A 24560-nucleotide genomic window follows, 5' to 3' on the forward strand; every position below is an offset into this window, starting at 1 on the left:
GAGTCCCATGTCCGTTTATCAGTCCGCTCCCACGCTGGAGCAAGCGGCCATTACGGCCAAGGATTTCAACTTTTGGTACGGTGACTTTCATGCGCTGACGGGGCTTGACCTCAACATCGCCAAAAACGCCATCACCGCCTTCATTGGCCCTTCGGGCTGCGGCAAGTCGACGTTTTTGCGCTGCATCAACCGCATGAATGATCTGATCGAGGGTACGCGCGTCGAGGGCACCATGACGCTCGACGGCAATGATATCTATGCCGAGGGCGTCGACCCGGTCGACCTCCGTCGTCGCGTGGGCATGATCTTTCAGCAGCCCAACCCGTTTCCCAAATCCATCTACGAGAATGTCGCCTTTGGCCCTCGTCTACAGGGCGTGACTAGCAAAAGCGACCTCGATGACATCGTGGAAGAATCGCTCAAGCGCGCCAACCTCTGGAAAGAGGTATCCAATCAGCTCAACAAGGATGGTTTGGCGCTCTCGGGCGGTCAGCAGCAGCGTCTGTGCATCGCGCGCGTGCTTGCGGTGCAACCCGATGTCCTTCTGATGGACGAGCCCTGCTCCGCCATCGACCCCACGTCCGTCTCTAAGGTCGAGGATCTGATGGCCGAGCTGGCGCCCGAGATGACGATCATCATCGTCACGCATTCAATGCAGCAGGCAGCTCGTATCAGCGACTACACCGCATTCTTCTTGCAGGAAGTTGCCGGCGAGCCCGCCACGCTCATCGAGTATGGTCAAACCGACGCGATCTTCACCAGTCCGGTGGACTCGCGGACGGAAGACTATATCACCGGCCGCTTTGGCTGATCGGTGCGACTAGTCCCAAGCCGATCGGACCTAGTCCGGTGCGTATTCACTGTGCGGGCGGCATGACCGCACCCAACTGATTGGAGTGAACCATGCGCAAACTGTTTTCCCGTCAGCTCGTCGAGGCCCGTCACGAGATGCTGAGCATCTATGAGGCCGTCGATCTGGCCCTCCACGATGCCGTGAAGGCCTATGTGACCGACGACCGCAAGCTCGCCACCAAGACCAAGAAGCGCACGCTTTCGATTGACGCGCGCTGCGCCAACCTGGAGGCCGTCTGCTACAACCTGATCGCCACGCAGTCACCGGTCGCCTCCGACTTCCGCCTGCTTCAGACGATCATCTACGTCGACTTTAACCTGCAGCGCATGACCGATAAGGTCCGTCAGATCTGCCGTGCCACGCGTCATATGATCAAGGCCGACATCTCGCTGCCCAAGGAGCTTGTCGGCACGGTTGAGGCCGAGGCTGAGGCCGTCTACCAGGTGCTGGGCTCTTCGCTTTCTGCGCTCGTCACCAATGATATGTCTATCATCTGCAACCTGGCCGTCGAGGACGAGCCAGTGCACGCTGCCTACGAGAAGTTCTTCCGCACCTTTAACCGTATGGATACGGGCGACTTTATGGACGACGACAGCAACTATGACGACCTACGCCGCGCCATCATGGTTTCGCGCTACCTCGATCGTATCGCTTCCATTTCTATCGATGCCGCTTGCCGTCTGACCTTCCTGTTGACTGGTCAGCGTATGAACGCCGGCGATATCGCCCGTGTGGACGAGGATGAGCTCGAGAGCATGCGCGTGCCTTCGGGCGAGGGTGTTATCATGAGGCCTGCCGTCGACGCGCGTTACGTTGCCAAGGTGCCCGCCAACGAGGTCAGCGAGGGTCTTCGCTACCTGCTCGATCATCTTGAGGACGAGGACGATGGCGAGGACGACGAGGAGTAAGTGACCCCGTTCGTCGAAAGATTGTAAATACCTAAGTGAGCGCGGCCTTGCACATGCGGGACCGCGCTCTTGCGTTAGCATGGGACTACTTGTTTGGCTGTCAGCGGAGGCGATTAGCAATGGATAACTATTTGGACTTGATGCGCGCTCGCCGCGAGCAGATTCTGGAACGTTTTTATGCGGCGCTCGATCGCGCGGGCCGCCCCCACGACGCCGCACGCCTCATTGCCGTGTCCAAGACCGTTGGTGTCGATGAGACCGTTGCCGCCATCCAGGCGGGGTATCGCCATTTTGCCGAGAACCGCCCGCAGGAGCTGGTTCGCAAGCTCACGGGTCTGGCGGAGCATCCGGAGCTGCCCGAGGTGCGCTTCGATATGATCGGCAACCTGCAGACCAATAAGATCAATGCGGTGCTGGGCTCAGCCGAGCTGATTCACTCGGTGGGTTCGCTGCATCTGGCACAGGCGATCTCGAGCCGTGCTGTCCGCAAGATCGAGGCAGGCGAGCTCGCCGGCCCCCAGCGTGTGCTCATCGAGGTCAATGTGAGTGGTGAGGAGTCGAAGGGAGGCTTTTCGCCCGATGAGATTCGCGCCGCCGCGGGTGAGCTTGCGGAACTTGAGGGAATTTGCGTACAGGGGCTTATGACTATGGCGCCCCGGGGGAATAAGGATGTGGCACGCCGCACCTTTGCGGGGCTTCGTGAGCTGAGGGATGAGCTGGAGGCGGCGCATCCCGATTTGAACCTGCCTGAGCTTTCCTGCGGCATGAGCGAGGACTTTGAGCCTGCCCTTGAGGAGGGCTCTACGCTCGTTCGCCTGGGCAGGGTAGTATTTAGCCCGGAGTTTGCAGTAAAATAAGGCTCTGAAGTGCGCACTGATTATCGGGGCGCCTGCACTAAACCGCGAGAGGACACAACCATGGGCTTCCTTGACGAGATTAAAAATAAGATGCACCTGGGCGGCCAGCAGGGTTACGACCAGGGTTATGGCCAGGACGACGACTGCGGCTACGATGACGGCTATGACGATAGTTATCAGGGCAACGGCTACAGCGGTGCTTCGGGCGAGGGCTTCTACACCCAAGACGAGCCGAGCAACGGCCTGCTTGGTCAGACGCGCCGCGGTGAAGCTGAGTCGGTTGCCGTGTATACGCGCTCCGGTCAGCTGGTCGGCGATGACTCCCGCCATGCCACGACGTATAACCCGCCTTCGCGCTCGCAGGACAGCGTTGCGAGCGGTTATCGTCCTGGTGCCTATGACACGCCGTCGAGCTACGCCGAGAACACCCGCGCCCGTGCCGCCGCTGCACCCGCGCCTGCACCGAGCGATGCCTCGGCCTATGCGAGCAATATCATCAACGCCACGCCGCAGCTGCCGGCCTATGTCCTGCGCCCCGAGAGCTATGACGACGTGGAGACCGTGGTACGCCGCGTTCGCACCAAGCAGCCTGTCGCACTGATTTTTGTGGGCGTACGCACCGAAGTTGCCAAGCGCGTCTTGGACTTCTCTTACGGCTTTGCCTGCGGTCTGGGCGCCACGGTCAAGGAGGTAGGCGACCGCGTGTTCATGGTGCTGCCCGCCGGTTGCGAGGTCAAAGATTCCGATCTCAAGAAGCTTCGTGCCGACGGCTACCTTAAGTAAAGACAAGACGAGGAGATTCCCATCAACATCTACACTATCGTCCAGCTGGTCAACACGCTGTTCAACTTCTATTCCACGCTCATTGTCGTCTACTGCTTTATGACGTGGATTCCCATGAAGCAGGGTGGTTTGCTTCAGGATATTGCCGCGGTGCTTGATAGCGTGTGCGGTCCGTGGCTCAACCTGTTCCGTCGTTTCATCCCGCCGATGGGCGGTATCGATTTTTCGCCGGTCGTTGCGATTATTGCGTTACAGTTGGTGCAGAGGCTGGTTCTGCAGCTTCTTATAGGTATACTCGTGTAGAACTGACTTAGTAACTTACGTCGGGCGTGTAGCGCCGAGGCGATGAAAAAGGAGACTTGTTATGGCTATTACCCCTGCAGACATCCAGGCTCAGACTTTCTCTGAGGCCAAGCGTGGCTACGATCCTGCCGAGGTCGACGTCTTCTTGGAGACACTGTCCTCCGAGGTTGACGCTATGCTCGCTAAGATCGTCGACCTTAAGGGTCGTCTGACTGCTACCGAGCAGCAGCTTGCCGATGCGCAGGCTCAGCTTGCCCAGGCTCAGGATGCCACCGCCCAAGCCGTTCCTGCCGCCCCCGTGGCTGCTCCCGCCCCTGACTTCTCCGCTCAGGAGCGCCAGATTTCCGCTGCCCTGATCGCTGCCCAGCAGACCGCTGAGACCATCGTCAACGATGCCAACGAGAACGCTGAGCGTATCCGCAACGAGGCTGACGCTAAGGCCCGCGAGGTTATCCGCCAGGCTCTGACCGAGAAGCAGGCCGAGCTCGAGGAAATCGATCGTCTCAAGGCTTCCCGTGAGGAGTTCAAGGCCGAGTATCTCAAGCTCATCCAGCACTTCATGGACGATGCCCAGAACTCCTTCCCGGGCGACCTCATGGCCTCCACGCCGGTCGGTTCTGCCGCTTCTCCTGCGGTGACTGTTCCCGCCGAGCCGCTGCCCGTCGCTGACCCGGTTGTCCCCGTGGCCGATCCCTTTGCCCCGATCGACAACTTTGCTGCCGACGACCTGGACTAGCATCAGAGCTACAATCTAGTGTCCTTAAGAGGAGCTCGCACCTGCGGGCTCCTTTTTTGTGGCTGTATACGGGTTGGGAAACAAAACGCCGAGCTCTGCATGCGATAGGACAGAACTCGGCGAAGGGCGCGTGGTAAAAGGTAGATTTTAAGGTATGTCTAAAAACTACTTGAGGAGGAAGTTGGAGAGGGGAATAGTGCGGGCCTCGCGATGCTCGGGGTCTGCGATGTGGTCGGCAGGATAGCCACAGACGAGCATGTGATAGGGATAGACGCCCTTGGGCAGATTGAACTGCTCCTGTGCCACCTCAGGCTTAAAATGGCATACCCAGCACGTTCCCAGGCCCTGCTCGGTGGCCTCCATCATCATCTGATCACACACGATGGACGTATCGATTTCACTGGAATTCATCTGGTCATACGGGCGCACCCAAGCATCATCGGTAACGCTGCAAATAAGGAAGACAAGCGGAGCCCCAAAGATGGACCCATCACGAGCAAACCGAGGCTGACAAGCAGCAGCCTTCTCCAACAGCTCAGGCGTATCCAGCACCATCACACGGGCTGGATGATTATTACAAGCAGAAGGAGCAATACGCCCAGCCTCAACAATGGCATCCACCACAGCCTGCTCAACAGAACGGTCCTCAAAAGAACGACAAGAATACCGACCACGAGCCAGATCCAAATAAGACATACAAGCCCTCCTAAAATTAAAAATCAAATAAACCAAAAGTAACCCAAAGAGTACCCAAAGCAGCAATCAGCCAAACGCTCATCAAGGGCCAAAGTGTCCGAACGGATACCAAAGGTCCCTTCAGCCAAACCCCCATCGCGCTAAATCTATCAGCCAAAGTTCCCAATGGTGGTACGTAAGGCGAAGGGCCGGCCACGGTTTACTTTCGAACGACTCTGCAAAGCAGCCGGAGTGAGAAAGCAAACCGTGGCCGGCCCTTCGCCGCCGGGACACGTACCCCCAATTAACTGTTCTTCATGACAATCGAATCCACGACATCGGCCACATTCTCGCAACAGTCGGCGCAGTACTCCAGGAAGGCGTATACGTCACGCCAGGCGATGACCTCGAGCGGGTCCTTGCCATTGACGTGCAGGTTGCGCATGGCGTTGATATAGAGCTCGTCGGCCTCGGACTCGATGGTGTTGATCTGGATGACGAGCTCGCGCAGCGTCTTGGACTTGCGGTAGTTAGGCAGCTCGACCATCAGGTCCTTCATGGCGCGGCAGGCGTCGGTCACCTTGTGGGCGATGACGATGGCGTCGGGATGGATGCTCTGGATGTTGGTGAAGTAGACGCGCTGCACGACACCCTCGATACGGTCGAGCACGGTGTCGAGCGAGCAGCTCATCAGATCCAGGTCCTCGCGCTCAAGCGGGGTGATAAAGGCCGTGAGCAGGGCGTCCTCAAGCTCATGGTGCTTCTTGTCGGCCGCATGCTCGATCGCGTGCATCTTGTCGAGCATATCGTGAATCTTCGCGGGATCGAAGTTCTCGAAAATCTTGGTAAGCAGCTCGGCGGCCTGGACGGCAAGGTCGGCGCAGGCGACGTAGTTGTCAAAGTAGAACGAATCGGGTTTCTTTGCCATGAGTGGGTCCTTTCGAGGCGAAGACGGGTGGGCGAAGTTTTGCGGTCCGGATGGACGCTCGGTGTGCCTAGAGGAACATCATGAACAGCTTGGCCATGACAAAGCTGATGAGTCCGCAGGCGGGGAAGGTGAAGAACCAGGTGAACATCATGTCCTTGACGACGCCGAAGTTGATGGCCGAGAGGCGTTTGACGGCACCGACGCCCATGATGGCGCAGGTCTTGATGTGCGTGGAGGACACGGGGATGCCGGTAAGGGTGGCAAGCAGCAGGTTCGCGGCGCCCGCCAGGTCGGCGGAGAAGCCCTGGTACTTTTCGAGCTTGACCATGCTCTGGCCAACGGACTTGATGATGCGCTCGCCGCCCACGCTGGTGCCAATGCCCATGGTGGCCGAGCATAGCAGCATAATCCAGATGGGGATTCCGGCATCGCCGACGCTCGTCTGGCCGCTGGCAAAGGCCACGCCTAAAAAGAGCACGCCGATGAACTTCTGTCCATCCTGCGCGCCGTGCATAAAGCTCATGGCCGCAGCGCTCGCGATCTGAGCGTATTTAAAGAAGACATTGGCACGTCGCCTGTTGGCGGCGGCGAAAAGAATCGAGACGAGCTTGCACAGGACCCAGCCCATGACAAAGCCCAGACCGATGGAGAGCGCCAGGCCGTAGATGACCTTCATCCACTCGTGGACGTTGACGCTGCTCGCACCGCCGAGGGCGATGGCGGCACCGGTCAGGCCGGCGATAAGGCTGTGGCTTTGCGAGGTGGGGATGCCAAAACGCGACGCTGTGGCGCCGTAGACGACGATGGAGAACAGTGCCGCGCACAGACAGGCGAGCGCCATGGTGCTGTTTCCGCCAAAGTCGACAATATGGGAGATGGTGTTGGCGACGCTCGCGTTAAAGTGCGTCATGATGAGCACGCCAAGGAAGTTGAATGCGGCACTCATGAGAATAGCGGCGCGGGCGGGCATGCAACGCGTAGTGACGCAGGTCGCGATGGCGTTGGGTGCGTCGGTCCATCCATTGACGAAGATGGCGCCGAGCGCGAGGATCACGGTGACGGCAAGGACTGGGTTCGACACAAGTTGGCCGAGGAAGGTTGAGAACGTTACGTCCATATATGGGCTTTCTCGAAGTTTGCAGGCACGTTACAGAAACATGATAAATCGTATCACCTCCTGCGGGTTTCTTTACCGAGTTCTGATGGGAGCAGTGAATTTTTTGGCACTAAAAATGAATATTAGCCCTGTTGACCGTGGGTGTTCTTTTTGCTAACACACCATGAGGACACGTGTGCGCGCCCCAACACCCCAAAACCACAGTCTGTTCGCTTTACAATATGCAAACATGCGTTCGATAATAGGAGGCATGGAATATCGACAGACAGACGGCAAAACTCGGCGCGTGCACAAGCAGTATGTGGACGTCGTGGCTCGCATTCTCGCGGGCGGACAGGTTGTGCCGGTTACCGTCTGCTGGGTTGACGGTCGCTGCTTTACGATTGACGAGATTGTCTCGTCCACCGGTTTTGGCCTGACGGTTCACGGCATTCGTACGGCGACTTATAAGGTTCGTTTTGGCGGACATGCGACCGAACTGTATCTGGAAGAACAGGCACGCGAGCGACCGGATGGCTCGCAGACTCATCTGATGCGTTGGTGGGTGTGGGCGTTCGACCGAACACTCGAGAGCGAGCGCCGCAGGTAAGAACGCGTGGCGTTCGGGTACAATGGCAGGAAACTTGTCAGCTACGGCGCCGTCGCGGTGCTTTTTGAAAGGACGAAATTATGAACGATATCCAGGGCTATCAGAATGGCCCCATCGAGACCGGCGCAAGCCGTGCCAAGGAGATGTCGCCGCGCGCGTACAACCTTGTCATGTCTGCTCTGATCTTTTTGGGCTTTTGCGCCATGGGCGCCGGTGCTTACTTTACGAGCACCATGTCGTTTGCGCGCATGATGATGAGCGGCGCCGCTTTGCCGCTGGTCTTTGGCTCATTTATTTTGACCATCGTCGGCATGGTCATGATGTCGGCTGCTGCCAGCAAACAGTCCGTGGGCCTGTCACTCGTGGGCTACGTGGTCTTTGCGAGCACCTTTGGCCTGACGGCGTCGTTTGGTCTTGCCAACTACGACCTGCCTACCATTAACACCGCCTTTATCGCCACGGCCGCCATCACCTTTGTCTTTGGTGCGCTGGGCGTGACCTTCCCCAAGTTCTTCCAGCGTGTGTATGGCATTGGTTTTGGCATCCTGCTTGCCACGATTCTGGTCGAGATCGTGCTGATGTTCATGGGCGTTTCGCAGTCCATCACCGACCTGATCGTGATCGTGGTGTTCGCCGGCTTCATCGGCTACGACACCTATGTGGCCACGACGGTGCCGCCCACGCTGCCCAACGCCGTGCTCATGGCATCCAACCTGTTCGTGGACATCATCAACGTGTTCCTGCGTATCCTGAATATCCTTGGTCGTCGCGACTAGCGGCGAATTGCCGCGATGCTTGCTGTGCGTGTAAATCGATGCGAAAGGCGGTCCTTCGGGGCCGTCTTTTTTGTACGCGGCGGGGTATCATGGATGGGAAAAAGCCGATAGCGGCAGCGATAGGAAAGGTGACCACTTATGGCAGACGTCGACAACAGGAACCGTAACCGCAGGACCGGCCGCGCAGGGCAGCCCAACCCCAAGCGCGAGGCTCGCGCCAAGGCCGCCGAGCGTCACGTGGCAACTGTGTCCGAGGCGTGTGCCAAGGATATCGAGCGCTCGCTTGCCGGCGTTCGCGAATTCGACGGTATGCCTGCCGGTTTTGTCGCGGCGATGAAGGCCAAGGCCCAGAAGGCAGCGGCTGCCGAGGAGGCGGTTGCCGAGGAGTCTGAGTCCGCCGAGGTCGAGGCCGCTGAGGTTGCGTCCGTCGAGACCGAGGTCACGGACGAGTCTGCGCCTGCCGAGGAACCCGCAGAGACCGAGTCCGCGCCTGCCGAGGAGCCCGCTCCGACCCTGCCCGAGGTCACCGTGCTTGATGCCTCCGCCACGCAGGCCATTCTGGACAACGGCCGTGGCTATGCGCAGTTCTGCGACATGGCGGTGCTCGCCTTCGCCTCGTTCACCAACCCGGGTGGCGGCTATATCCAGGGCTATCTGGGCCAGGAGGCCACGCTCTGTGCCGATTCGTATCTGTACAACGTGCTCGATAAGCAGCGCAAATGGTACGGCGAGAACCGCCGCCGCAATATCAACTGCGAGCTCTACCGCAACCGTGCGCTGGTGGTGCCTGCGGTGCGTTTCGACCGCAATCATGTGCACGCGTATGCCGATGTGATCGTGGCCGCCGCGCCCAATGCCAAGCGCGCACGCCAGGAGTACCGCGTGAGCGACGATGCGCTGCTGGACGCTCTGCGCGACCGTATCCGCTTTGTGTTCGCCATCTGCGACGAGCTAGGTCGCGAGAAGCTCGTGCTGGGCGCATGGGGTTGCGACAACAACGGTTTTGATGCCGAGGCCGTGGCCGAGCTCTTCCGAAAGGAGCTCGCATCGGGCGACTTTAAGGTCAAGCAGGTCTTCTTTGCTGTGCCCTCTACGCGCTGGGACGAGGACTTCGCCAAGTTCGAGCACGTGTTGGCAAGCTTCCCCGAGTGCAACGAGGAGTCCTATGCCCAGGTTGCCGCCCGCGCTGCGGCCGCCCGTGCCGCCGAGCAGGCTCAGGCCGCTGCCGAGGACGATGAGGATGACGACGACTGGCGCAAATACTTGTAAACTGTGCGCGTGATGCGACATGCCGAGCCGACGGGGGCTGCTCCCGTCGGCTTTTTATTGAGTGGGGAGCTTACGATGAAAAACGTTCTATGCTTTGGCGACAGCAACACCTATGGTTACGATCCGGCTGGTATGCGCGACGGCACCGCGGTGCGCTATGCGCGGGATGTGCGCTGGTGTGGCGTGGCGCAGCGTGATCTGGGCGAGGGCTGGCATGTGATTGAGGAGGGGCTCAACGGCCGCACGACGGTGCGCGACGATATGTGCCACCTGGACACCAACCTCAACGGTATTCGTGCGCTTCCGATGCTGCTCGAGGCTCATAAGCCGCTGGACGCCATTGTGATTATGCTGGGCACCAACGACTGTAAGACAGTCTTTAACGTGACGGCTTCCGATATCGCCCGTGGCGCCATGGCACTGATTCGCGCCGTCCGCGCGTTTCCCTGGACCGATGCCGCGCCCTGCCCGCGCATTTTGCTGATGGCGCCTATCAAGATTAAGCTGCAGATCGCCGATGTGTATATGACCGACTTTGACGAGCATTCCGTTGAGGCATCTGAGCATTTTGGTGAGTACTACGCGCATGTGGCTGAGCAGTTTGGCTGCGACTTTTTGAATGCCGCCGACTTTGCCGAGCCGGGCGATATCGATTATCTGCATATGATGCCCGAAAGCCACGAGAGCTTGGGACATGCCGTGGCAGCCAAGCTCCAAGAGATGCTCGGTGAGTAGCGCGACCCCAAGCCACCGCAAAGGGGACAGGCACCTTTGCGGTGGTTTTGCCCGGGTAAACGAACGGATTGGCTGCCATATGGGCATGGACGAGCTCATCGACCTCTTTGCCGAGGGCGATGAGCTCGTCTCCAATACCGCTTTTGAGGATTTGGATCTTGCCTACGACGTGGCGAACGGCGCGACCTTCGATGGCGTTGTGTTCCGATCTTGCGAGTTCGATAGCGTTGACTGGAGCGGCTCGACGTTTCGCGACGTGGTGTTTCGCGGTTGCCGCTTTATCCGCTGCAACATGGAAGGCTGCTGGCTCAGCCGCTGCGACTTCGTTGACTGCTCGGCACCGGGACTCAACTTGCTCAAGGCGCGCCTGTCGAGCGTGTCGTTTGGATCGTGCGATTTGAGCTATGCGAACCTTTCGGAGGGACGCATTGGCCCTATGACAGCATGCGATACACGTCTGAGAGAGGCTGCGTTTCAGGGTGCCAAGCTGGGTCAGATACGCCTGGATGGCTGTGACCTGACGCGTGTTGATGTGTTCAAGACGTCGCTTTCCGGCGTTGATGTGTCGCGCTGTACATTTGCAGCGCCCGTTGTTTCGGGCGATTACCATGAGTTGCGTGGCTTGACGGTCAATGCCGAGCAGGCGCTGGCACTCTCGGGTTTGTTGGGAATTCAACTCGCCGACGAATAGGCGCTCTGGTCCTTTGCTCGACCGCTATCTAAAATCAAACCGTCGCAACATTTAATGATTTTTCGCGTTTGCACGATTTTCATCGAATGTTGCGACGGTTTTTGGTGCAAGGTAGCCTGTCTCTTTTTGGCAGGTTACTGGCTATTTAGTATTGCCACATGTGGTTGACAGGGCCGGAGCCTTTGCCCATGTTCAGGCCGGCGGCCAGAGCGCCTGTCAGGTATGCCTTGCCCGCATTGACGGCATCGGCAAGATCCATGCCCTGGGCCAGCGCGCAGGCGATGGCGGACGAAAGCGTGCAGCCGGTGCCGTGTGTGTTGTCGGTCTCGATGCGCTTGTGGCGGAACCACGTGGTGAGCGGATCGCCCAGATGGTTGCCCTCGTCATCGAGCGGCGCGGGTTCGGCCAATACATCGTTGGCCTCGTTGACAAGATGCCCACCCTTAACGAGGGATGCGCAACCAAAGCGGCGGGTGAGGAGCATGGCAGCATTTTGCTGTGTGCGCTCGGAGTCGACCTCGTAGTCAAGCAGGGCCATGGCCTCGGGAATATTGGGCGTGATGACGGTTGCTAGTGGGAACAGGCGGCGGGTGAGCGCCTCGGCGGCATCTTCGGCAATCAGCCGTGCGCCCGAGGTGGCTACCATGACGGGGTCGACGACCACGTTTGTCGCGTTCCAGGCGCTCAGGCGGTCGGCGATAACCTCGATAATCTCGGCAGAGGAAACCATGCCGATCTTGACGGCGCTGGGGCGGATATCGTCAAATACGGCGTCGATCTGCGCAGCGACGATATCAGGGGAGATATTCTGCACGGCGGTGACACCGAGCGTGTTTTGTGCGGTGATGGCGGTGATGGCCGTCTCGGCATACAGGCGGTGCGCCGTGATGGTCTTGATGTCGGCCTGAATGCCGGCGCCACCGCTGGAATCGGATCCTGCGATGGACAGGACGGCAGGTACCTTACTGCGATCCATGTTTGCTCCCTTGTTCGGTCGGAATCAAATGGGTCTTTAAGCCAGCATTATAAAGATGCCCGGGCCGACTCTATGTCGAACCCGGGCGGGCGATGCAATCTTTACGCAAATGTAAGCAAATGTTCACACGTCAACAATTGACGAACACCATGTTACCGATTGTGGCTCCGGTGACGAGTTAGTCCTCCATGCCGAGATCGATCGTCGTACCCTCGAACACCTTGTTGACGGTGCGGACGGCGCACATCTTGCCACACATGGTGCAGGTGCCCTCGGTGGCGGCGGGGGACTCCTCGTAGCGCTTCTTGCCGGTGACCGGGTCGAGCGCGCACTTCCACATGGCATCCCAGTCGAGCTTGCGGCGTGCCTGGCCCATCTTGTCGTCCATGTCGCGGGCGTGCGGCACCTTCTTGGCGATATCGGCGGCGTGCGCGGCAATCTTAGTGGCCATGAGGCCATCGAGCACGTCCTGGGCGTTGGGCAGGCACAGGTGCTCGGCCGGCGTCACGTAGCACAGGAAGTCGGCACCGGAGCTGGCGGAGATGGCGCCGCCGATGGCAGCGGTGATGTGGTCGTAACCCACGCCGATATCGGTCACCAGCGGCCCGAGCACATAGAACGGGGCATTGTGGCACAGGCGCTTCTGCAGTTTCATGTTGGCGGCGATCTCGTCGAGCGCCATGTGACCCGGGCCCTCGACCATGACCTGGACGCCGGCGGCCCAAGCGCGCTTGCACAGCTTGCCCAGCTCGATCATCTCAGCGGTCTCGGTGGCATCGTTGGAGTCGTAGAGGCAGCCCGGACGGCAGGAGTCGCCGAGCGAAATCGTCACGTCGTACTCGTGGCAGATCTCGAGCAGCTCGTCAAAGTACTCGTAGAAGGGGTTTTCGTTGCCGGTGACCTCCATCCAGCCAAACAGCAGCGAGCCGCCGCGACTGACGATGTTCATCAGGCGGCCGGTCTCCTTAAAGGTCTTGGTGACCGACTTGTTGATGCCGCAGTGGATGGTCATAAAGTCCACACCGTCCTCGGCGTGCGCGCGCACGACCTCGAACAGGTCATCCTTGGTCAGCTTGACCAGCGGCTTTTCCATGTAGCCGATGGCGTCGTACATGGGGACGGTGCCCACCATGAGCGGCGTCTCGTCGATGAGCTGCTGGCGGAACTGGCGCGTCTTGCCCGAGTTGGAAAGGTCCATGATGGCGTCGGCGCCAAAGTCCTCGGCGATCTTGACCTTCTTCCATTCCTCGGCGGCATCGGCTTTATCGCCCGAGATGCCCAGGTTGACGTTGACCTTAGTAGACAGGCCCTCGCCGACACCAAAGGCGCGCATGCCTTTTTTGATGTGCACGATGTTGGCGGGAATGGCGATGCGGCCGTCGGCCACGCGCTCGCGGATGTACTCGGGGTCGCGATGCTCGCGCTCGGCGACTTCCTTCATCTGCGGCGTGATCTGCCCGGCGCGGGCGAAGTCGATTTGCGTGACGAGCTTGGGCTCGGTCTGTGTGCTCATTGGCACGGCTCCCTTCGTTGGCATTACCCATATCAGGTTTGCGGGTCAGGGCGGGCGCGCCCAGTCTCAGCCTGCCGTCTTGTCCTGCAAGCTCCCCGTTTATGTAATGGGCTCAAGTATAGCTCGAATGGGTACGATTGGCCTAACGAGCGTGCCTGTGGGGAGGCGAACATGGAAGACAAGCATCTATATCGAGAGACGCAATGGGATGTATCGGCCGAGGAAAGCCGTGCGCACCATGGCCTTGTCGCGATTGGTTTTGCGGTGCTTGCCGTGCTGGTGATTGCCTTTTGTATCTGGACGTTTGGCGGTCACGGCGGCGCTGCATGGGAGTTCGAGGCCGACGATGCCCTGCCGATCATGACAGTGAAGGTTACGGGCGGCAATACCGTTGCCGCGCCGGGCGACTATTGGTATCCGCGCGACGAGTTTGTGCAGCTGCAGTTGAGCGGTGGGTCTATTCCGGGCGAAGAAATCGAACGCGTGACGTATGATGCGGCGCTCAAAACGCTGACGGTGAAGCTCAAGAATCAGGGCGACGTGCCTACGACTATGGATATCGCGCTGACGGAATGGCGCTTGGAGCCCCCATCGGGTGTTGCGGTGTCCGAGGTAGAGCACGTTAAGATTACCTACCAAGATGGCTCGACAAACGAAGTTGGCAAAGCCGACGGCTTGGCGGAATAGACCCCGTGCCTAGGCAGCACATTCAAAAGTAGCGGTGGTCCTACAAGGTCTGTTCGTTCAGGAAGACCAAAGTGTTCTTATTTGAAAGCTCGGGAAAGTGACGATAACCAACGTCAAACGCGGTGAGCCCGCTTACATCCTCGAGCTTGTTTTCTGCCATCCAGCGCACCATGGAACCACGTGCCTTTTTGCTGGCGGTCGAGCGCTGGATGGGCTTGCCGTTGCGGATGCCTTCGCCAAAGAGGCACGTGACGACCGTGGCGTCGCCCGCGAGATGGGGCAGAACGGCTTTGGCGTACTCTACGCTGGCGAGGTTGACGATCGTGGTGTTTGAGCCTGCCGGGGCGATAGCCCGCGCGAGCTTGTCGCTCCAAAACGCATAGAGGTCTCGGGCATCGTCAACGGCGAGCTTCGCGCCCATCTCCAGCCGATACGGTTCGACGGCATGAAAGGGACGAACACACCCGTAGAGGCCGGAGAGGATCCACAGATGGTCTTGCAGCCAGGCGAGCTGCGCGGAATCCATCACCTCGGGTGCCATGCTCTGGTATTGAATTCCGTGATAGGACATGACGGCAGGGGAGAGGTGACGGGCGAGTGCGGGATTGTCGAGATCGCCGTTTCCCAAGATGGGCCCGAACTCATGCAGGGTGTTGAGGCAAGGCCCCAGCAGTTTGTCACTCACGTTCCATAGCGCCTGCAGACCGCCGCTGCCTTCATTCCGCTCGATATCTTGCAGCGCGCGGTGGATGCGAGCCGTCTCGTGCACAAAAGGTGGAATGCCCAGGACTTCAAAAGCATCTTGGGCCGAGCGCATTTGCTTGGCGGGTGAAACGATGACCTGGAGCATGAACTCTCCTATGCCAAAAAGGAAGTTGCGGTGGAATACGGTCTGTTTTGGTCGTTTATGGGCCAGTTTAGTCCGTATTTCACCGCAACTGATGAAGGGTTGGTTAGGCGCGCTCGAGGAAGGCCTTGTAGCCGCGATAGGCCTCGTAGATATCGGCCTTGTTAGCGACCTCCCACAGGGCGTGCATGGACAGGACGGCAACGCCAGAGTCGATGACGTTCATGCCGTACTTGGCCATGATGTAGGCGATGGTGCCGCCGCCACCTGCGTTGACGCGGCCGAGCTCGCAGGTCTGGAAGTCAACGCCCGCCTCGTCCATGATGTCGCGGACGAGGGCCACGTACTCGGCGTCGGCGTCGTTGGAGCCGCCCTTGCCGCGGCTGCCCGTGTACTTGTTAAAGCACAGGCCACGACCCATAAAGGCAGCGTTCTTGGTCTCGAACTTGCCGGCATAGCCCGGGTCGAAGCCGGCAGACACGTCGGAGGAAAGCATGCGGCTGCGGGCGAGCGCGCGGCGCAGGGCCAGCGGGCTATCCTCGCCGGCGAGCGTCATGATCTCGGCGACGGTGTTCTCGAAGAAGCGGCTCGTCATGCCGGTGGCGCCCACGGAGCCGATCTCCTCCTTGTCGACGATGAGCGTTATGCTCGTGCGCTCCACGTTGGCGACGTCGATCTGGGCAAGCATGGAGGGGTAAGCGCAGACGCGGTCGTCGTGGCCATAGCCCAAAATCATGGAGCGGTCGAGACCCATGTCGCGGGCGGGGCCGGCGGGCACGACCTCGATCTCGGCGGAGAGGAAGTCCTCCTCCTCGACGTCGTACTGCTCCTTGAGGATGTCCAGGAACATCTGTTTGACGGGCTCCTTGGGGGCGTCCTTGTCGTCCTCATCGAACTTGACGGGGCGGCCGCCCACGATCACGTCGAGGATCTCGGCGTCGACGGCGTCCTTGGCGGGCTTGGCCATCTGCTCGCTCGAGAGATGGATCAGCAGGTCGGAGATGGTAAAGACCGGATCGTCTGCCTTGTCGCCGATGTTGATGTCGACGGTGGTGCCGTCCTTTTTGCAGATGACGCCCACGAGTGCAAGCGGGGAGGCCACCCAGTGGTAGCTCTTGACGCCGCCGTAGTAGTGCGTGTCGAGGTAGGCCATGTCGCCGGCCTCGAAGGTGGGGTTTTGCTTGAGGTCCAGGCGCGGCGAGTCCACGTGGGCGCCCAGGATGTTGAAGCCCTGCTCGAGCGGGGCGGTGCCCAGGTTGACGAGCATAAGGTCCTTGCCGTGGTTGGCGGCGTACACCTTGTCGCCTGCCTTGAGCTCGCGGCCCTCGGCGATCACGGTCTCCAGGTCGACGTAGCCCGCCTCCTCGGCCATCTTGATACCGGTCTTGACGCATAGACGCTCGGTCTTGTTCTCACTCAAAAACTGCTTATAGCCGCGGCAAAGCTCCTCGAGCTCCTCGATCTGCTGTGGCGTGTACTTTTTCCATGCGCAGGGACGCTCCATGACGCAGGCTCCTTTCGAATCGATCGTACTGGTTGATGTACCGTGAGCAATCGTATCACGCGCGGGCCCGCGGCGGCAGGGAAGCTTGATGTGCGGTGGCCGCGGGGCGGGGAGCGTGTAAACTGGAGTGAGCAAACCGTGCCCAGCCCAAAGCGAGGTATTCAATATGTCTGACAAGCGCCGCACTTTTGCCGTTATCGACGGCAACTCGCTCATGCACCGCGCCTTCCACGCCGTGCCGCCGACCATGAACGCGCCGGACGGTCGCCCCACCAACGCGATCTTTGGCTTTCTGAACATGTTTCTCAAGATGATCGACGCCTTTAACCCCGACGGTGTGGTCGTGGCGTTTGACAAGGGCAAGCCGCGCGTGCGCATGGAGATGCTGCCGCAGTACAAGGCTCAGCGCCCGCCCATGGACCCCGATCTGCACGCACAGTTTCCCATGATTAAGGAGCTGCTTACCGCGCTCAACGTGCCGATTTTGCAGTCCGAGGGCTGGGAAGGCGATGACATCCTGGGCACTATGGCGCGCCTGGGCGAGCAGGCCGGCTGTGACATGCTGCTGGTGACCGGCGATCGCGATATGTATCAGCTCGTGACCGAGCACGTCAACGTGGTCTCGACCCGCAAGGGCCTGTCCGACGTGGCGATCATGACGCCCGAGAGCGTGGACGACCTGTATCACGGCATTACGCCGGCGCTCGTGCCCGATTTTTACGGTCTAAAGGGCGACACGTCCGATAACATCCCCGGCGTGCCGGGCATCGGCCCCAAAAAGGCGAGCGCGCTCATCGCACAGTACGGCAGCTTGGACGAGGTCATCGCGCATGCCGACGAGGTCAAGGGCAAGATGGGCGAGAACCTGCGTGCACACATCGACGACGCACTACTGAGCCGCAAGGTTGCGACAATTCGCACCGATGCGCCCGTCGAGCTCGACTTTGAGGCGACGTCCTTCCCGGCGTTTTCTGCCGATGAAGTGTCCGCGGCGCTGGGCACGCTTGGTATCACCGCCATGCAGAACCGTTTCTTGGCGCTGATCGGCGGCGAGGGCGGGGCTGCGGCCACTGCCAGCACGTTTGAGATACCCACGGTTTCGCGTGCCGCCGCTGGCGACGCCGAGGCACTTGCCGCCGTGGCGGCCGAGGTTGTCCGTGCGATCGCGGCGGGCGAGTGGATCGCCGCCGTGGTGGACGATGACAAGGAGGAGGGTGCGCTCTTTGGCTTGACGCGTACGCTGTGGCTGGCGACGTCCAAGGGGCTCTTTGCGCTCGAGGAGGGCGACGGCGCCTCCACTGCCGTAGTCGATGGCTTCAACTTCGCTCACGGTGTGATCGCCGGCGTGCTTGCGCGTCTGTTTATGGAGGGCCGCGTGGCGAGCCCGGACATGAAGACGCTGCTGCACGAGCTTTCGCCCATCGATTCTTCCGAGTCCGAGCTCATGGATCCGCTGACAGTCGATTCCACGCGCATCTTCGACACCGTGGTTGCTGCCTACCTGCTGGATTCCGACCGCTCCGAGTTCGATGAGGCGTATCTGGCCGATACCTATCTGCAGATGGCGCTGCCTGCGGCGCGCGGTGCAGAGGATGCCGGCGAGGACGCTCCGGCGCCTGCCGCCCGTACTGCGGCTCTGACGCTGGCGCTGGTCGCACCGTTGCGCGACCGCATGGCCCGCGAGAACGCCGCCAACGTGTTCGATGGCATCGAGATGCCACTCGTGCCGGTGCTTGCCAAGATGGAGCGCGCGGGCATGCTCGTGGACCCCGACCGTCTGCATAGTCTGTCCGAGGGGCTTGCTACCCAGATTGCCGAGGTCGAGCGAAACATTCGAGACCTGGCGGGTGACGAGACCTTTAACATCGGCAGCCCCATGCAGCTCTCGCATGTGCTGTTTGACGTTATGGGGCTTCCGACCAAGGGCCTCAAGAAGACCAAGCGCGGCTACTATTCGACCAACGCCAAGGTGCTGAGCGACCTTGCCCGTGACCACGAGATCGTGCGTCTGATCTTGGATTGGCGTGAGAAGTCCAAGATCAAGTCCACTTACCTGGATACGCTGGGCCCGCTGCGTCGTGGCGATGGCCGCGTGCACACCACCTACAACCAGACCATCACGGCGACGGGCCGCCTGTCCTCGAGCGACCCGAACCTACAGAACATCCCGACGCGCTCTGAGCTTGGTCGTACCGTCAAGACGGCGTTTTCGGCGGGCGAGGGCAGCGTCTTTTTGGCGGTGGACTACTCGCAGATCGAGTTGCGCCTACTCGCGCATCTTTCGGGTGATGAACATCTGGTACGTGCCTTTAACGAGGGTGAGGACTTCCATGCCGAGACGGCCGCACGCGTGTTTGGCGTTCCCGTGTCCGAGGTAACGCTCGACCTGCGCAGCCGCGCCAAGGCCGTGAACTTTGGCATCGTGTACGGTCAGCAGGCGTACGGCCTGTCGCAGTCGCTGCACATCTCGATGGCCGAGGCGCGCGACATGATCGACCGCTACTACGAGGCCTACCCGGGCGTGCGCACGTTCCTCGACAACGTGGTGGCGCGCGCCAAGCAGACGGGCTATGCCGAGACCATGTACGGACGCCGTCGTCATATTCCGGAGCTCAAGGCCAAAAACCCGCAGCTCCGCGGCTTTGGCGAGCGCACGGCTATGAACCATCCCATGCAGGGTACCGCGGCGGACATCATCAAGATTGCCATGGCCCGCGTAAGCCGCCGCCTGGAAGAAGAGGGCTTTGCCGCCCACATGATTCTGCAAGTGCACGACGAACTGGACTTTGAGTGCCCCATCGACGAAGTCGAGCGCCTAACCACCATGGTCCGCGACGTCATGGAACACGTAGTAGACCTCCACGTCCCCCTAATCGCCGAAGCTTCGACTGGAGTGACCTGGGCAGACGCCAAGTAAGGGCATGACCACAATTCCAAAGTAATACAAAACCAGAAGGACGCCCCTCATCAACAAGGAGCGTCCTTCGTTCAATAAACATCAGCCAAAGTATCTAGGCGCCAAGACGCCATCCAGACGGCAAGCAAGTCACCGCAGGACCTGGCCGGGCGAGGCGGGTAAGTTTTTCGTAGATTCCGCACGAGCCGGAAAGCACTTAATGTGCTTTCCGAGCGAGCCCAGGACCTGACCGAGCGAAAAACTTACCCGCCTCGCCCGGCCAGGTCCGACGAGCAACGTTAACGAGCCGCCAAGATGGCGTCGATGAGCGTCAGTACGCCCCCGTCGTTGTTGCTCGGAATGCGCCACTTGGCATGTGCGTTCATGTGCTCCTCGGCATTGTCCACGATAAAGCTGTGCCCGACGCGCTCCAGCATGGGGATATCGTTGTAGGTGTCGCCCACGGCGGCCGCGTCGGCGATATCGATGCCCAGGTGATCGCACAGGTGCGCGACGCCCGACCCCTTGTCGACGCCCAGGTTCATAAAGTCGATCCACTCGCGGCCAGCATTGGTGACATAGAGTCGGTCCGAGAACGCCGGGCTGTAGTCCTCGCGAAACGCTGGCTCGGCATCGTAGGCGGGGAAGAAGATCGAAATCTTGTTGGATTCGATGTCAATGCCCTCAAAGCTATCGACGTAGTTGATCGTGTTGTAGTAGACGCTGATCTCGTCGTGGTATTGATGGTCGCGGGCAAGTACGTAGAACTCGTCGAAGCAGCACAGGACGGGGACGGCGCGCGGATCCTCCGAGGCGCGGCTCAAGACCTGCTGATACAGCGCCACGTCGATAGTGCTCTTATAGATATAGTTGCCGCGATAGATAACGCAGGCTCCGTTATCGGGGCAAAAAGCGATGCGGCTCTTGATGTCCTCAAACATTTCTTCGAGTTTGGGGGCGGGGCGTCCGCTGGCGGGGCAGAACACGATGCCAGCCTTGGCGAGCTTGTCCAGGCGCTCGTCGAGGCCCTGAGGCAGTACGCGCTCGTCAGTCAGTAACGTCTTGTCCATATCGACGGCGAGAATCTTAATGTTGCCGATATTGGCGTCTGATTCGTAAGTCTGCATAAAACGCGCCTTTCGGTTTCCAGAATGTTTCGGGCGTAATGACCCTCTACTTGGTAGTCGGGCGTATTTTCGCAGGATTGGCGCATATTTGCATCATCATTCACAAAGTAATGAAAAAACTTTTCAGAAATTTGAATTTGTCGCTTGTACAGCAGGCACTTTAGCGTAATATAGCGACCATCGAAAACGGAGACGGAAAAACAACCGCTTACCGAGGAAAAGGTACCGTTTACGATATTAGAATTGCGCCCGGCGATAGGTGAAAGGAGAGGCAGATGCAGTTCGTAAAAATCATCACCACTGCAGACAATGCCATCCGACGCCAGCGCGCAATTTCCCGACGACGATAACAATCGTCTCTGTCCGCATGGGGCGAATTGCCTCAACAGAGTCATTTTGAGGTCGTCGGGTTTTAGCACGACATAGCCGCATGTTTCTAGGGCATGCCTGTGATGCATTCTGCTGAATAACCTGATATTGCACGGTTTTTGACCTCAAGGTGACTTGCAACTGACCGATGTTCTAACTAGCTACCAAGGGCGAAAGGAAACAGCCATGAGCAAGGAAAAAGTCGTTCTCGCATATTCCGGTGGTCTTGATACATCCGTATGTGTCAAGTGGCTCCAGGACGAGAAGAATCTCGATGTCGTTTGTGTCTGCGGCAATGTGGGCCAGGAAGAGACCGGACTGGATGCCAAGAAGCAGAAGGCGCTCGACCTGGGCGTTCTCGATTGCCAGGTGCTCGACCTGCGCGACGAGTTCTCCGATGAGTTCCTGACCAAAGCCATCGCCGCAAACTCCATGTATGAGAACAAGTATCCGCTGCTCTCCGCCCTGTCTCGCCCGCTGCTTGCCAAGAAGCTGGTTGAGGTCGCCCACGAGTTTGGCGCGACCTACGTCGCCCACGGCTGCACCGGCAAGGGTAACGACCAGGTCCGTTTTGAGGCCGCCGTCAAGGCCCTCGACCCCGAGCTCAAGGTTATCGCCCCGGTTCGCGAGTGGGACCTGAAGTGCCGTCCCGACGAGGTCGCCTATGCCCACGCCCACAACGTGCCGGTTCCCGAGGGTGCCAACGATAACCCCTATTCCATCGACGACAACCTGTGGGGTCGCGCCATCGAGTGCGGTCACCTGGAGGACCCTTGGAATGAGCCGCTCGATGACGCTTGGGTTATGACCAAGAACCCCGAGGACACGCCTGACACCCCGACTTACACCGAGATTGAGTTTGAGGCCGGCAAGCCCGTCGCCGTAGACGGCAAGAAGATGAAGCTCTCCGAGATCGTCATCGCCCTCAACAAGATCTCCGGCGACAATGGCTTTGGCCGTCTCGATCTGGTCGAGGATCGCCTGGTGGGTCTTAAGAGCCGCGAGTGCTACGAGGTTCCCGGCGCCCTGACGCTCATCACCGCCCACAAGGCGCTCGAGGACATCTGCGTCGAGGGCGACCTGCTCAAGACCAAGATCAAGCTCGAGCAGGATTGGGCCACCGCCGTGTACAACGGCCAGTGGTACAGCCCGCTCAAAAACGCGCTCGATGCCTTTATGGCCGATACCCAGAAGTTCGTGACCGGCACTGTCCGTCTGAAGTTCTTTAAGGGCAACTGCCATGTCGTCGGCCGCAAGAGCCCCTTCAGCCTCTACGACTACGGTCTGGCTACCTACGACCGCGACACCACGTTTGACGAGAAGGCCAGCGCCGGCTTTATCGAGATCGATACGCTGTCGCTCAAGACGTGGGCAAAGGTCCAGGGCCCCAGCTCTGCTGCCGTCCAGGCCTAGCGCCTCCTTCCCTTGGTATCCGCGCGGCCCATCCGCGTGATACATAACGGGCGCACGGGGTCCCTACCTTTCGTTATGCTTGCTGACACTTCTTAACATCGGTGGCCCCTACGTTCCGCCCGCATATATGATGCCGCGTCTGCGGCTGGGTCCGAGCCCCGCCGGGGTTGTCCGGCGGGGCTCCTTCTATCAATTTGTCGGCTCTGCGCCTATATATATGAGGAGTATCCATTATGTTCAATGCTATCGCGCATGCTTTACTTGCCCTCGCGCCCGAGTTCGATGCTGCAAGGGTCGAGGACGTCCCTATGAGCCTGAAGGCCTGGATCGATGGTTCGCAGGGCAACATCCGGAGGGAGACGTTGGGCGCCAAGTGCCTGGTGCGTCACTTCTTTGCTAATTAGCTACATAGCTCCGCGCACGGTGGGGAATATGCAAAACTAGCGGTTGAAAAATCGCTTTAGCGACATGGCGCATTACTTTGGGCGCTTGTTTTGGTATTTGGAGAAAGGGGACGGTTCCATGGCTCTTTGGGGCGGTCGTTTTGAGGCGGGCGTGGCCGAGGTCACGCAGGAGTTTGGCGCGTCGTTGCCGGTCGACAAACATCTCTATAAGCAGGATATCGCCGGCTCTAAGGCGCATGCCAAGATGCTGGCGGCCCAGGGCATTATCAGCGCCGAGGACGAGCAGGCGATTGTCGAGGGTCTGACCGGTATCGAACAGGATATCGATGCCGGCAACTTCACCTTCGACATCAACGACGAGGACATTCATATGTCCATCGAAAGCGAGCTGACGCGTCGCATCGGCGAGGCCGGTAAACGCCTGCATACCGGGCGTTCGCGTAACGACCAGGTGGCGACCGATACGCGCCTGGGCGTCAAGGCGCTGGCCAAGGAGCTCATGGAGGCCAATCTTGAGCTGCGTCATGTGCTGGTGGATGCGGCCAAGAAGTACGACAAGGTGATTCTGCCGGGCTACACGCACATGCAGCATGCTCAGCCCGTGCTGCTGTCACATCATCTGCTGGCGTATTCCTGGATGTTCGCGCGCGACTTTACGCGTTTGAAGGCCGCCTTTGATGCCGCCGACAACTGCCCGCTGGGTGCTGCCGCGCTTGCCGGTACGAGCTATCCGCTCGATCGTCAGATGACGGCTGCCGAACTTGGCTTTGCGGGTGTGATTCCCAACTCGCTCGATGCGGTTTCCGACCGTGATTTCCTGCTCGATCTGCATTACGCCGGCTCCGTCATGACCATGCACCTGTCGCGTCTTTCCGAGGAGATCGTGCTGTGGTCGAGCTCCGAATTTGGCTTTATCACGCTTTCCGACTCGTACTCCACCGGCTCGTCCATCATGCCGCAGAAGAAGAATCCCGACTTTGCCGAGCTTATCCGCGGCAAGAGCGGCCGTGTGTATGGCAACCTGGTGCAGCTGCTCGTGACCATGAAGGGCCTGCCGCTTGCTTATAACAAGGACTTGCAGGAGGACAAGGAGGGCGCGCTCGATACCGCCCATACGCTCATGCAGTGCTTGTCGGTTATGGCCGGTATGATTTCGACTTGGACCGTCAACGAGGATGCCATGGCGCGCGAGTGCGGCGTGGGGCACCTTGCCGCCACCGATGTTGCCGATTACCTGGCTAAGCGTGGTCTGCCGTTCCGCGAGGCACATGCCGTGGTGGGCCATCTGGTCCTGATGTGTGAGAAGCGCGGCTGCAATCTTGAGGACCTGCCGTTTGAGGTGTTCCAGGAGGCAAGCTCGCTCTTTGAGCGCGACATTACCGAGGCGCTCGATATCCCGTCGATTGTCGCCGCGCGCACGACCGAGGGCGGCACCGCTCCTGCTGCCGTTGCCGTGCAGTTGCAGCGTGCCGAGGCACAGCTCGTGGCTGACGAGGGCGTGTTTGGATCGCTGACCAAGGTCGTCGAGATGGGTCACGGGGCAAAGTAGAGGTTTGGCTGAAGCCGTTTTGGCCATGTATTGATAAATCGTTTTCGCTTTACGG

Annotated in this window: 24 protein-coding genes; 16 read left to right on the forward strand and 8 right to left on the reverse strand. The window is 59.7% G+C overall.

Annotated features, from left to right (window positions below):
- Positions 1–7 precede the first annotated feature (7 nt).
- The 6 genes from pstB to PMX70_RS03725 all read left to right on the forward strand — a co-directional run bounded on the left by pstB (position 8) and on the right by PMX70_RS03725 (position 4440).
- Positions 8–811 (forward strand): phosphate ABC transporter ATP-binding protein PstB, encoded by an 804-nt coding sequence (gene pstB / locus PMX70_RS03700; RefSeq protein ID WP_117776691.1) that lies wholly within the window; start codon positions 8–10, stop codon positions 809–811.
- A gap of 92 nt (positions 812–903) precedes the next feature.
- Entirely contained in the window at positions 904–1761 is an 858-nt protein-coding gene (locus PMX70_RS03705; protein ID WP_117800724.1) for a phosphate signaling complex PhoU family protein, read from the forward strand.
- Positions 1762–1880: 119 nt separating this feature from the next.
- On the forward strand, positions 1881–2618 hold the full coding sequence (locus tag PMX70_RS03710) for a YggS family pyridoxal phosphate-dependent enzyme (RefSeq protein WP_089571590.1): 738 nt from the start codon (positions 1881–1883) through the stop codon (positions 2616–2618).
- 60 nt (positions 2619–2678) lie between these two features.
- Entirely contained in the window at positions 2679–3401 is a 723-nt protein-coding gene (locus PMX70_RS03715; protein ID WP_271742920.1) for a cell division protein SepF, read from the forward strand.
- 57 nt (positions 3402–3458) lie between these two features.
- On the forward strand, positions 3459–3704 hold the full coding sequence (locus PMX70_RS03720; protein WP_227790178.1) for a YggT family protein: 246 nt from the start codon (positions 3459–3461) through the stop codon (positions 3702–3704).
- A gap of 61 nt (positions 3705–3765) precedes the next feature.
- On the forward strand, positions 3766–4440 hold the full coding sequence (locus tag PMX70_RS03725) for a DivIVA domain-containing protein (protein WP_117854958.1): 675 nt from the start codon (positions 3766–3768) through the stop codon (positions 4438–4440).
- 165 nt (positions 4441–4605) lie between these two features.
- On the opposite strand, the gene PMX70_RS03730 is transcribed toward PMX70_RS03725, so the two are convergent.
- From PMX70_RS03730 to PMX70_RS03740, 3 genes are all read right to left on the reverse strand, one after another.
- Positions 4606–5136, reverse strand: coding sequence for a nitroreductase family protein (locus PMX70_RS03730; RefSeq protein ID WP_117564643.1), 531 nt, complete (start codon positions 5134–5136; stop codon positions 4606–4608).
- Between the two features lie 283 nt (positions 5137–5419).
- Positions 5420–6043 carry a DUF47 domain-containing protein gene (locus PMX70_RS03735; RefSeq protein ID WP_055251695.1) on the reverse strand — a complete coding sequence of 208 codons (624 nt, stop codon included), beginning with the start codon at positions 6041–6043 and terminating at the stop codon, positions 5420–5422.
- Between the two features lie 67 nt (positions 6044–6110).
- Positions 6111–7160 (reverse strand): inorganic phosphate transporter, encoded by a 1050-nt coding sequence (locus PMX70_RS03740; RefSeq protein ID WP_117584218.1) that lies wholly within the window; start codon positions 7158–7160, stop codon positions 6111–6113.
- A gap of 250 nt (positions 7161–7410) precedes the next feature.
- Here PMX70_RS03740 and PMX70_RS03745 point away from each other — a divergent pair, with 250 nt between their 5' ends.
- The 5 genes from PMX70_RS03745 to PMX70_RS03765 all read left to right on the forward strand — a co-directional run bounded on the left by PMX70_RS03745 (position 7411) and on the right by PMX70_RS03765 (position 11220).
- The gene (locus PMX70_RS03745; protein WP_118377353.1) at positions 7411–7749 is read left to right on the forward strand and encodes a hypothetical protein; all 339 of its coding nucleotides are present in this window, start codon (positions 7411–7413) and stop codon (positions 7747–7749) included.
- A gap of 80 nt (positions 7750–7829) precedes the next feature.
- A complete protein-coding gene (locus PMX70_RS03750; RefSeq protein ID WP_117757011.1) occupies positions 7830–8525 on the forward strand; it encodes a Bax inhibitor-1 family protein in 696 nt (231 codons plus the stop codon).
- Between the two features lie 138 nt (positions 8526–8663).
- The gene (locus PMX70_RS03755; RefSeq protein WP_271742921.1) at positions 8664–9794 is read left to right on the forward strand and encodes a TIGR02452 family protein; all 1131 of its coding nucleotides are present in this window, start codon (positions 8664–8666) and stop codon (positions 9792–9794) included.
- Positions 9795–9869: 75 nt separating this feature from the next.
- Positions 9870–10529, forward strand: a complete 660-nt coding sequence (locus PMX70_RS03760; protein WP_253056296.1) for an SGNH/GDSL hydrolase family protein — start codon at positions 9870–9872, stop codon at positions 10527–10529.
- Between the two features lie 79 nt (positions 10530–10608).
- Positions 10609–11220 carry a pentapeptide repeat-containing protein gene (locus PMX70_RS03765; protein ID WP_082435543.1) on the forward strand — a complete coding sequence of 204 codons (612 nt, stop codon included), beginning with the start codon at positions 10609–10611 and terminating at the stop codon, positions 11218–11220.
- A 145-nt stretch (positions 11221–11365) separates the two neighbouring features.
- On the opposite strand, the gene thiD is transcribed toward PMX70_RS03765, so the two are convergent.
- On the reverse strand, positions 11366–12196 hold the full coding sequence (thiD, locus tag PMX70_RS03770) for a bifunctional hydroxymethylpyrimidine kinase/phosphomethylpyrimidine kinase (RefSeq protein ID WP_117800350.1): 831 nt from the start codon (positions 12194–12196) through the stop codon (positions 11366–11368).
- 178 nt (positions 12197–12374) lie between these two features.
- The gene (gene thiC, locus PMX70_RS03775; protein ID WP_099431544.1) at positions 12375–13709 is read right to left on the reverse strand and encodes a phosphomethylpyrimidine synthase ThiC; all 1335 of its coding nucleotides are present in this window, start codon (positions 13707–13709) and stop codon (positions 12375–12377) included.
- 171 nt (positions 13710–13880) lie between these two features.
- Between thiC and PMX70_RS03780 the strand changes: the two genes are divergently transcribed.
- Positions 13881–14396 (forward strand): hypothetical protein, encoded by a 516-nt coding sequence (locus PMX70_RS03780; protein WP_271742922.1) that lies wholly within the window; start codon positions 13881–13883, stop codon positions 14394–14396.
- Positions 14397–14436: 40 nt separating this feature from the next.
- Here PMX70_RS03780 and PMX70_RS03785 read toward each other — a convergent pair whose 3' ends face one another.
- Together PMX70_RS03785 and PMX70_RS03790 are read right to left on the reverse strand one after the other, a co-directional pair.
- Complete coding sequence (locus PMX70_RS03785) at positions 14437–15246, reverse strand: YaaA family protein (RefSeq protein ID WP_271742923.1); 810 nt, start codon at positions 15244–15246, stop codon at positions 14437–14439.
- 103 nt (positions 15247–15349) lie between these two features.
- Positions 15350–16747: an aminopeptidase gene (locus PMX70_RS03790; protein ID WP_271742924.1), complete on the reverse strand. Its 1398-nt coding sequence runs from the start codon at positions 16745–16747 to the stop codon at positions 15350–15352.
- 166 nt (positions 16748–16913) lie between these two features.
- On the opposite strand from PMX70_RS03790, the gene polA reads away from it, so the two are divergent.
- Positions 16914–19664, forward strand: a complete 2751-nt coding sequence (gene polA / locus PMX70_RS03795; RefSeq protein WP_271742925.1) for a DNA polymerase I — start codon at positions 16914–16916, stop codon at positions 19662–19664.
- A gap of 278 nt (positions 19665–19942) precedes the next feature.
- On the opposite strand, the gene PMX70_RS03800 is transcribed toward polA, so the two are convergent.
- Positions 19943–20770 (reverse strand): Cof-type HAD-IIB family hydrolase, encoded by an 828-nt coding sequence (locus PMX70_RS03800; RefSeq protein WP_271742926.1) that lies wholly within the window; start codon positions 20768–20770, stop codon positions 19943–19945.
- A 555-nt stretch (positions 20771–21325) separates the two neighbouring features.
- Here PMX70_RS03800 and PMX70_RS03805 point away from each other — a divergent pair.
- The 3 genes from PMX70_RS03805 to argH all read left to right on the forward strand — a co-directional run bounded on the left by PMX70_RS03805 (position 21326) and on the right by argH (position 24505).
- Positions 21326–22552 carry an argininosuccinate synthase gene (locus tag PMX70_RS03805; RefSeq protein WP_117746768.1) on the forward strand — a complete coding sequence of 409 codons (1227 nt, stop codon included), beginning with the start codon at positions 21326–21328 and terminating at the stop codon, positions 22550–22552.
- A 233-nt stretch (positions 22553–22785) separates the two neighbouring features.
- Positions 22786–22956, forward strand: coding sequence for a hypothetical protein (locus tag PMX70_RS03810; protein WP_271742927.1), 171 nt, complete (start codon positions 22786–22788; stop codon positions 22954–22956).
- A gap of 118 nt (positions 22957–23074) precedes the next feature.
- Positions 23075–24505: an argininosuccinate lyase gene (argH, locus tag PMX70_RS03815; protein WP_271742928.1), complete on the forward strand. Its 1431-nt coding sequence runs from the start codon at positions 23075–23077 to the stop codon at positions 24503–24505.
- Positions 24506–24560: the final 55 nt, after the last annotated feature.

Source organism: Collinsella aerofaciens (assembly GCF_028206795.1).
In the GTDB taxonomy this organism is placed as follows: domain Bacteria; phylum Actinomycetota; class Coriobacteriia; order Coriobacteriales; family Coriobacteriaceae; genus Collinsella; species Collinsella aerofaciens_AX.

What these genes read in the sequence shown, in the direction of transcription:
- pstB (WP_117776691.1), top strand. Translation starts at nt 8, where the DNA reads ATGTCCGTTTATCAGTCCGCTCCCACGCTGGAGCAAGCGGCCATTACG.
- PMX70_RS03705 (WP_117800724.1), top strand. Translation starts at nt 904, where the DNA reads ATGCGCAAACTGTTTTCCCGTCAGCTCGTCGAGGCCCGTCACGAGATG.
- PMX70_RS03710 (WP_089571590.1), top strand. Translation starts at nt 1,881, where the DNA reads ATGGATAACTATTTGGACTTGATGCGCGCTCGCCGCGAGCAGATTCTG.
- PMX70_RS03715 (WP_271742920.1), top strand. Translation starts at nt 2,679, where the DNA reads ATGGGCTTCCTTGACGAGATTAAAAATAAGATGCACCTGGGCGGCCAG.
- PMX70_RS03725 (WP_117854958.1), top strand. Translation starts at nt 3,766, where the DNA reads ATGGCTATTACCCCTGCAGACATCCAGGCTCAGACTTTCTCTGAGGCC.
- PMX70_RS03730 (WP_117564643.1), bottom strand. Translation starts at nt 5,136, where the DNA reads ATGTCTTATTTGGATCTGGCTCGTGGTCGGTATTCTTGTCGTTCTTTT.
- PMX70_RS03735 (WP_055251695.1), bottom strand. Translation starts at nt 6,043, where the DNA reads ATGGCAAAGAAACCCGATTCGTTCTACTTTGACAACTACGTCGCCTGC.
- PMX70_RS03740 (WP_117584218.1), bottom strand. Translation starts at nt 7,160, where the DNA reads ATGGACGTAACGTTCTCAACCTTCCTCGGCCAACTTGTGTCGAACCCA.
- PMX70_RS03745 (WP_118377353.1), top strand. Translation starts at nt 7,411, where the DNA reads ATGGAATATCGACAGACAGACGGCAAAACTCGGCGCGTGCACAAGCAG.
- PMX70_RS03750 (WP_117757011.1), top strand. Translation starts at nt 7,830, where the DNA reads ATGAACGATATCCAGGGCTATCAGAATGGCCCCATCGAGACCGGCGCA.
- PMX70_RS03755 (WP_271742921.1), top strand. Translation starts at nt 8,664, where the DNA reads ATGGCAGACGTCGACAACAGGAACCGTAACCGCAGGACCGGCCGCGCA.
- PMX70_RS03760 (WP_253056296.1), top strand. Translation starts at nt 9,870, where the DNA reads ATGAAAAACGTTCTATGCTTTGGCGACAGCAACACCTATGGTTACGAT.
- PMX70_RS03765 (WP_082435543.1), top strand. Translation starts at nt 10,609, where the DNA reads ATGGGCATGGACGAGCTCATCGACCTCTTTGCCGAGGGCGATGAGCTC.
- thiD (WP_117800350.1), bottom strand. Translation starts at nt 12,196, where the DNA reads ATGGATCGCAGTAAGGTACCTGCCGTCCTGTCCATCGCAGGATCCGAT.
- thiC (WP_099431544.1), bottom strand. Translation starts at nt 13,709, where the DNA reads ATGAGCACACAGACCGAGCCCAAGCTCGTCACGCAAATCGACTTCGCC.
- PMX70_RS03780 (WP_271742922.1), top strand. Translation starts at nt 13,881, where the DNA reads ATGGAAGACAAGCATCTATATCGAGAGACGCAATGGGATGTATCGGCC.
- PMX70_RS03785 (WP_271742923.1), bottom strand. Translation starts at nt 15,246, where the DNA reads ATGCTCCAGGTCATCGTTTCACCCGCCAAGCAAATGCGCTCGGCCCAA.
- PMX70_RS03790 (WP_271742924.1), bottom strand. Translation starts at nt 16,747, where the DNA reads ATGGAGCGTCCCTGCGCATGGAAAAAGTACACGCCACAGCAGATCGAG.
- polA (WP_271742925.1), top strand. Translation starts at nt 16,914, where the DNA reads ATGTCTGACAAGCGCCGCACTTTTGCCGTTATCGACGGCAACTCGCTC.
- PMX70_RS03800 (WP_271742926.1), bottom strand. Translation starts at nt 20,770, where the DNA reads ATGCAGACTTACGAATCAGACGCCAATATCGGCAACATTAAGATTCTC.
- PMX70_RS03805 (WP_117746768.1), top strand. Translation starts at nt 21,326, where the DNA reads ATGAGCAAGGAAAAAGTCGTTCTCGCATATTCCGGTGGTCTTGATACA.
- PMX70_RS03810 (WP_271742927.1), top strand. Translation starts at nt 22,786, where the DNA reads ATGTTCAATGCTATCGCGCATGCTTTACTTGCCCTCGCGCCCGAGTTC.
- argH (WP_271742928.1), top strand. Translation starts at nt 23,075, where the DNA reads ATGGCTCTTTGGGGCGGTCGTTTTGAGGCGGGCGTGGCCGAGGTCACG.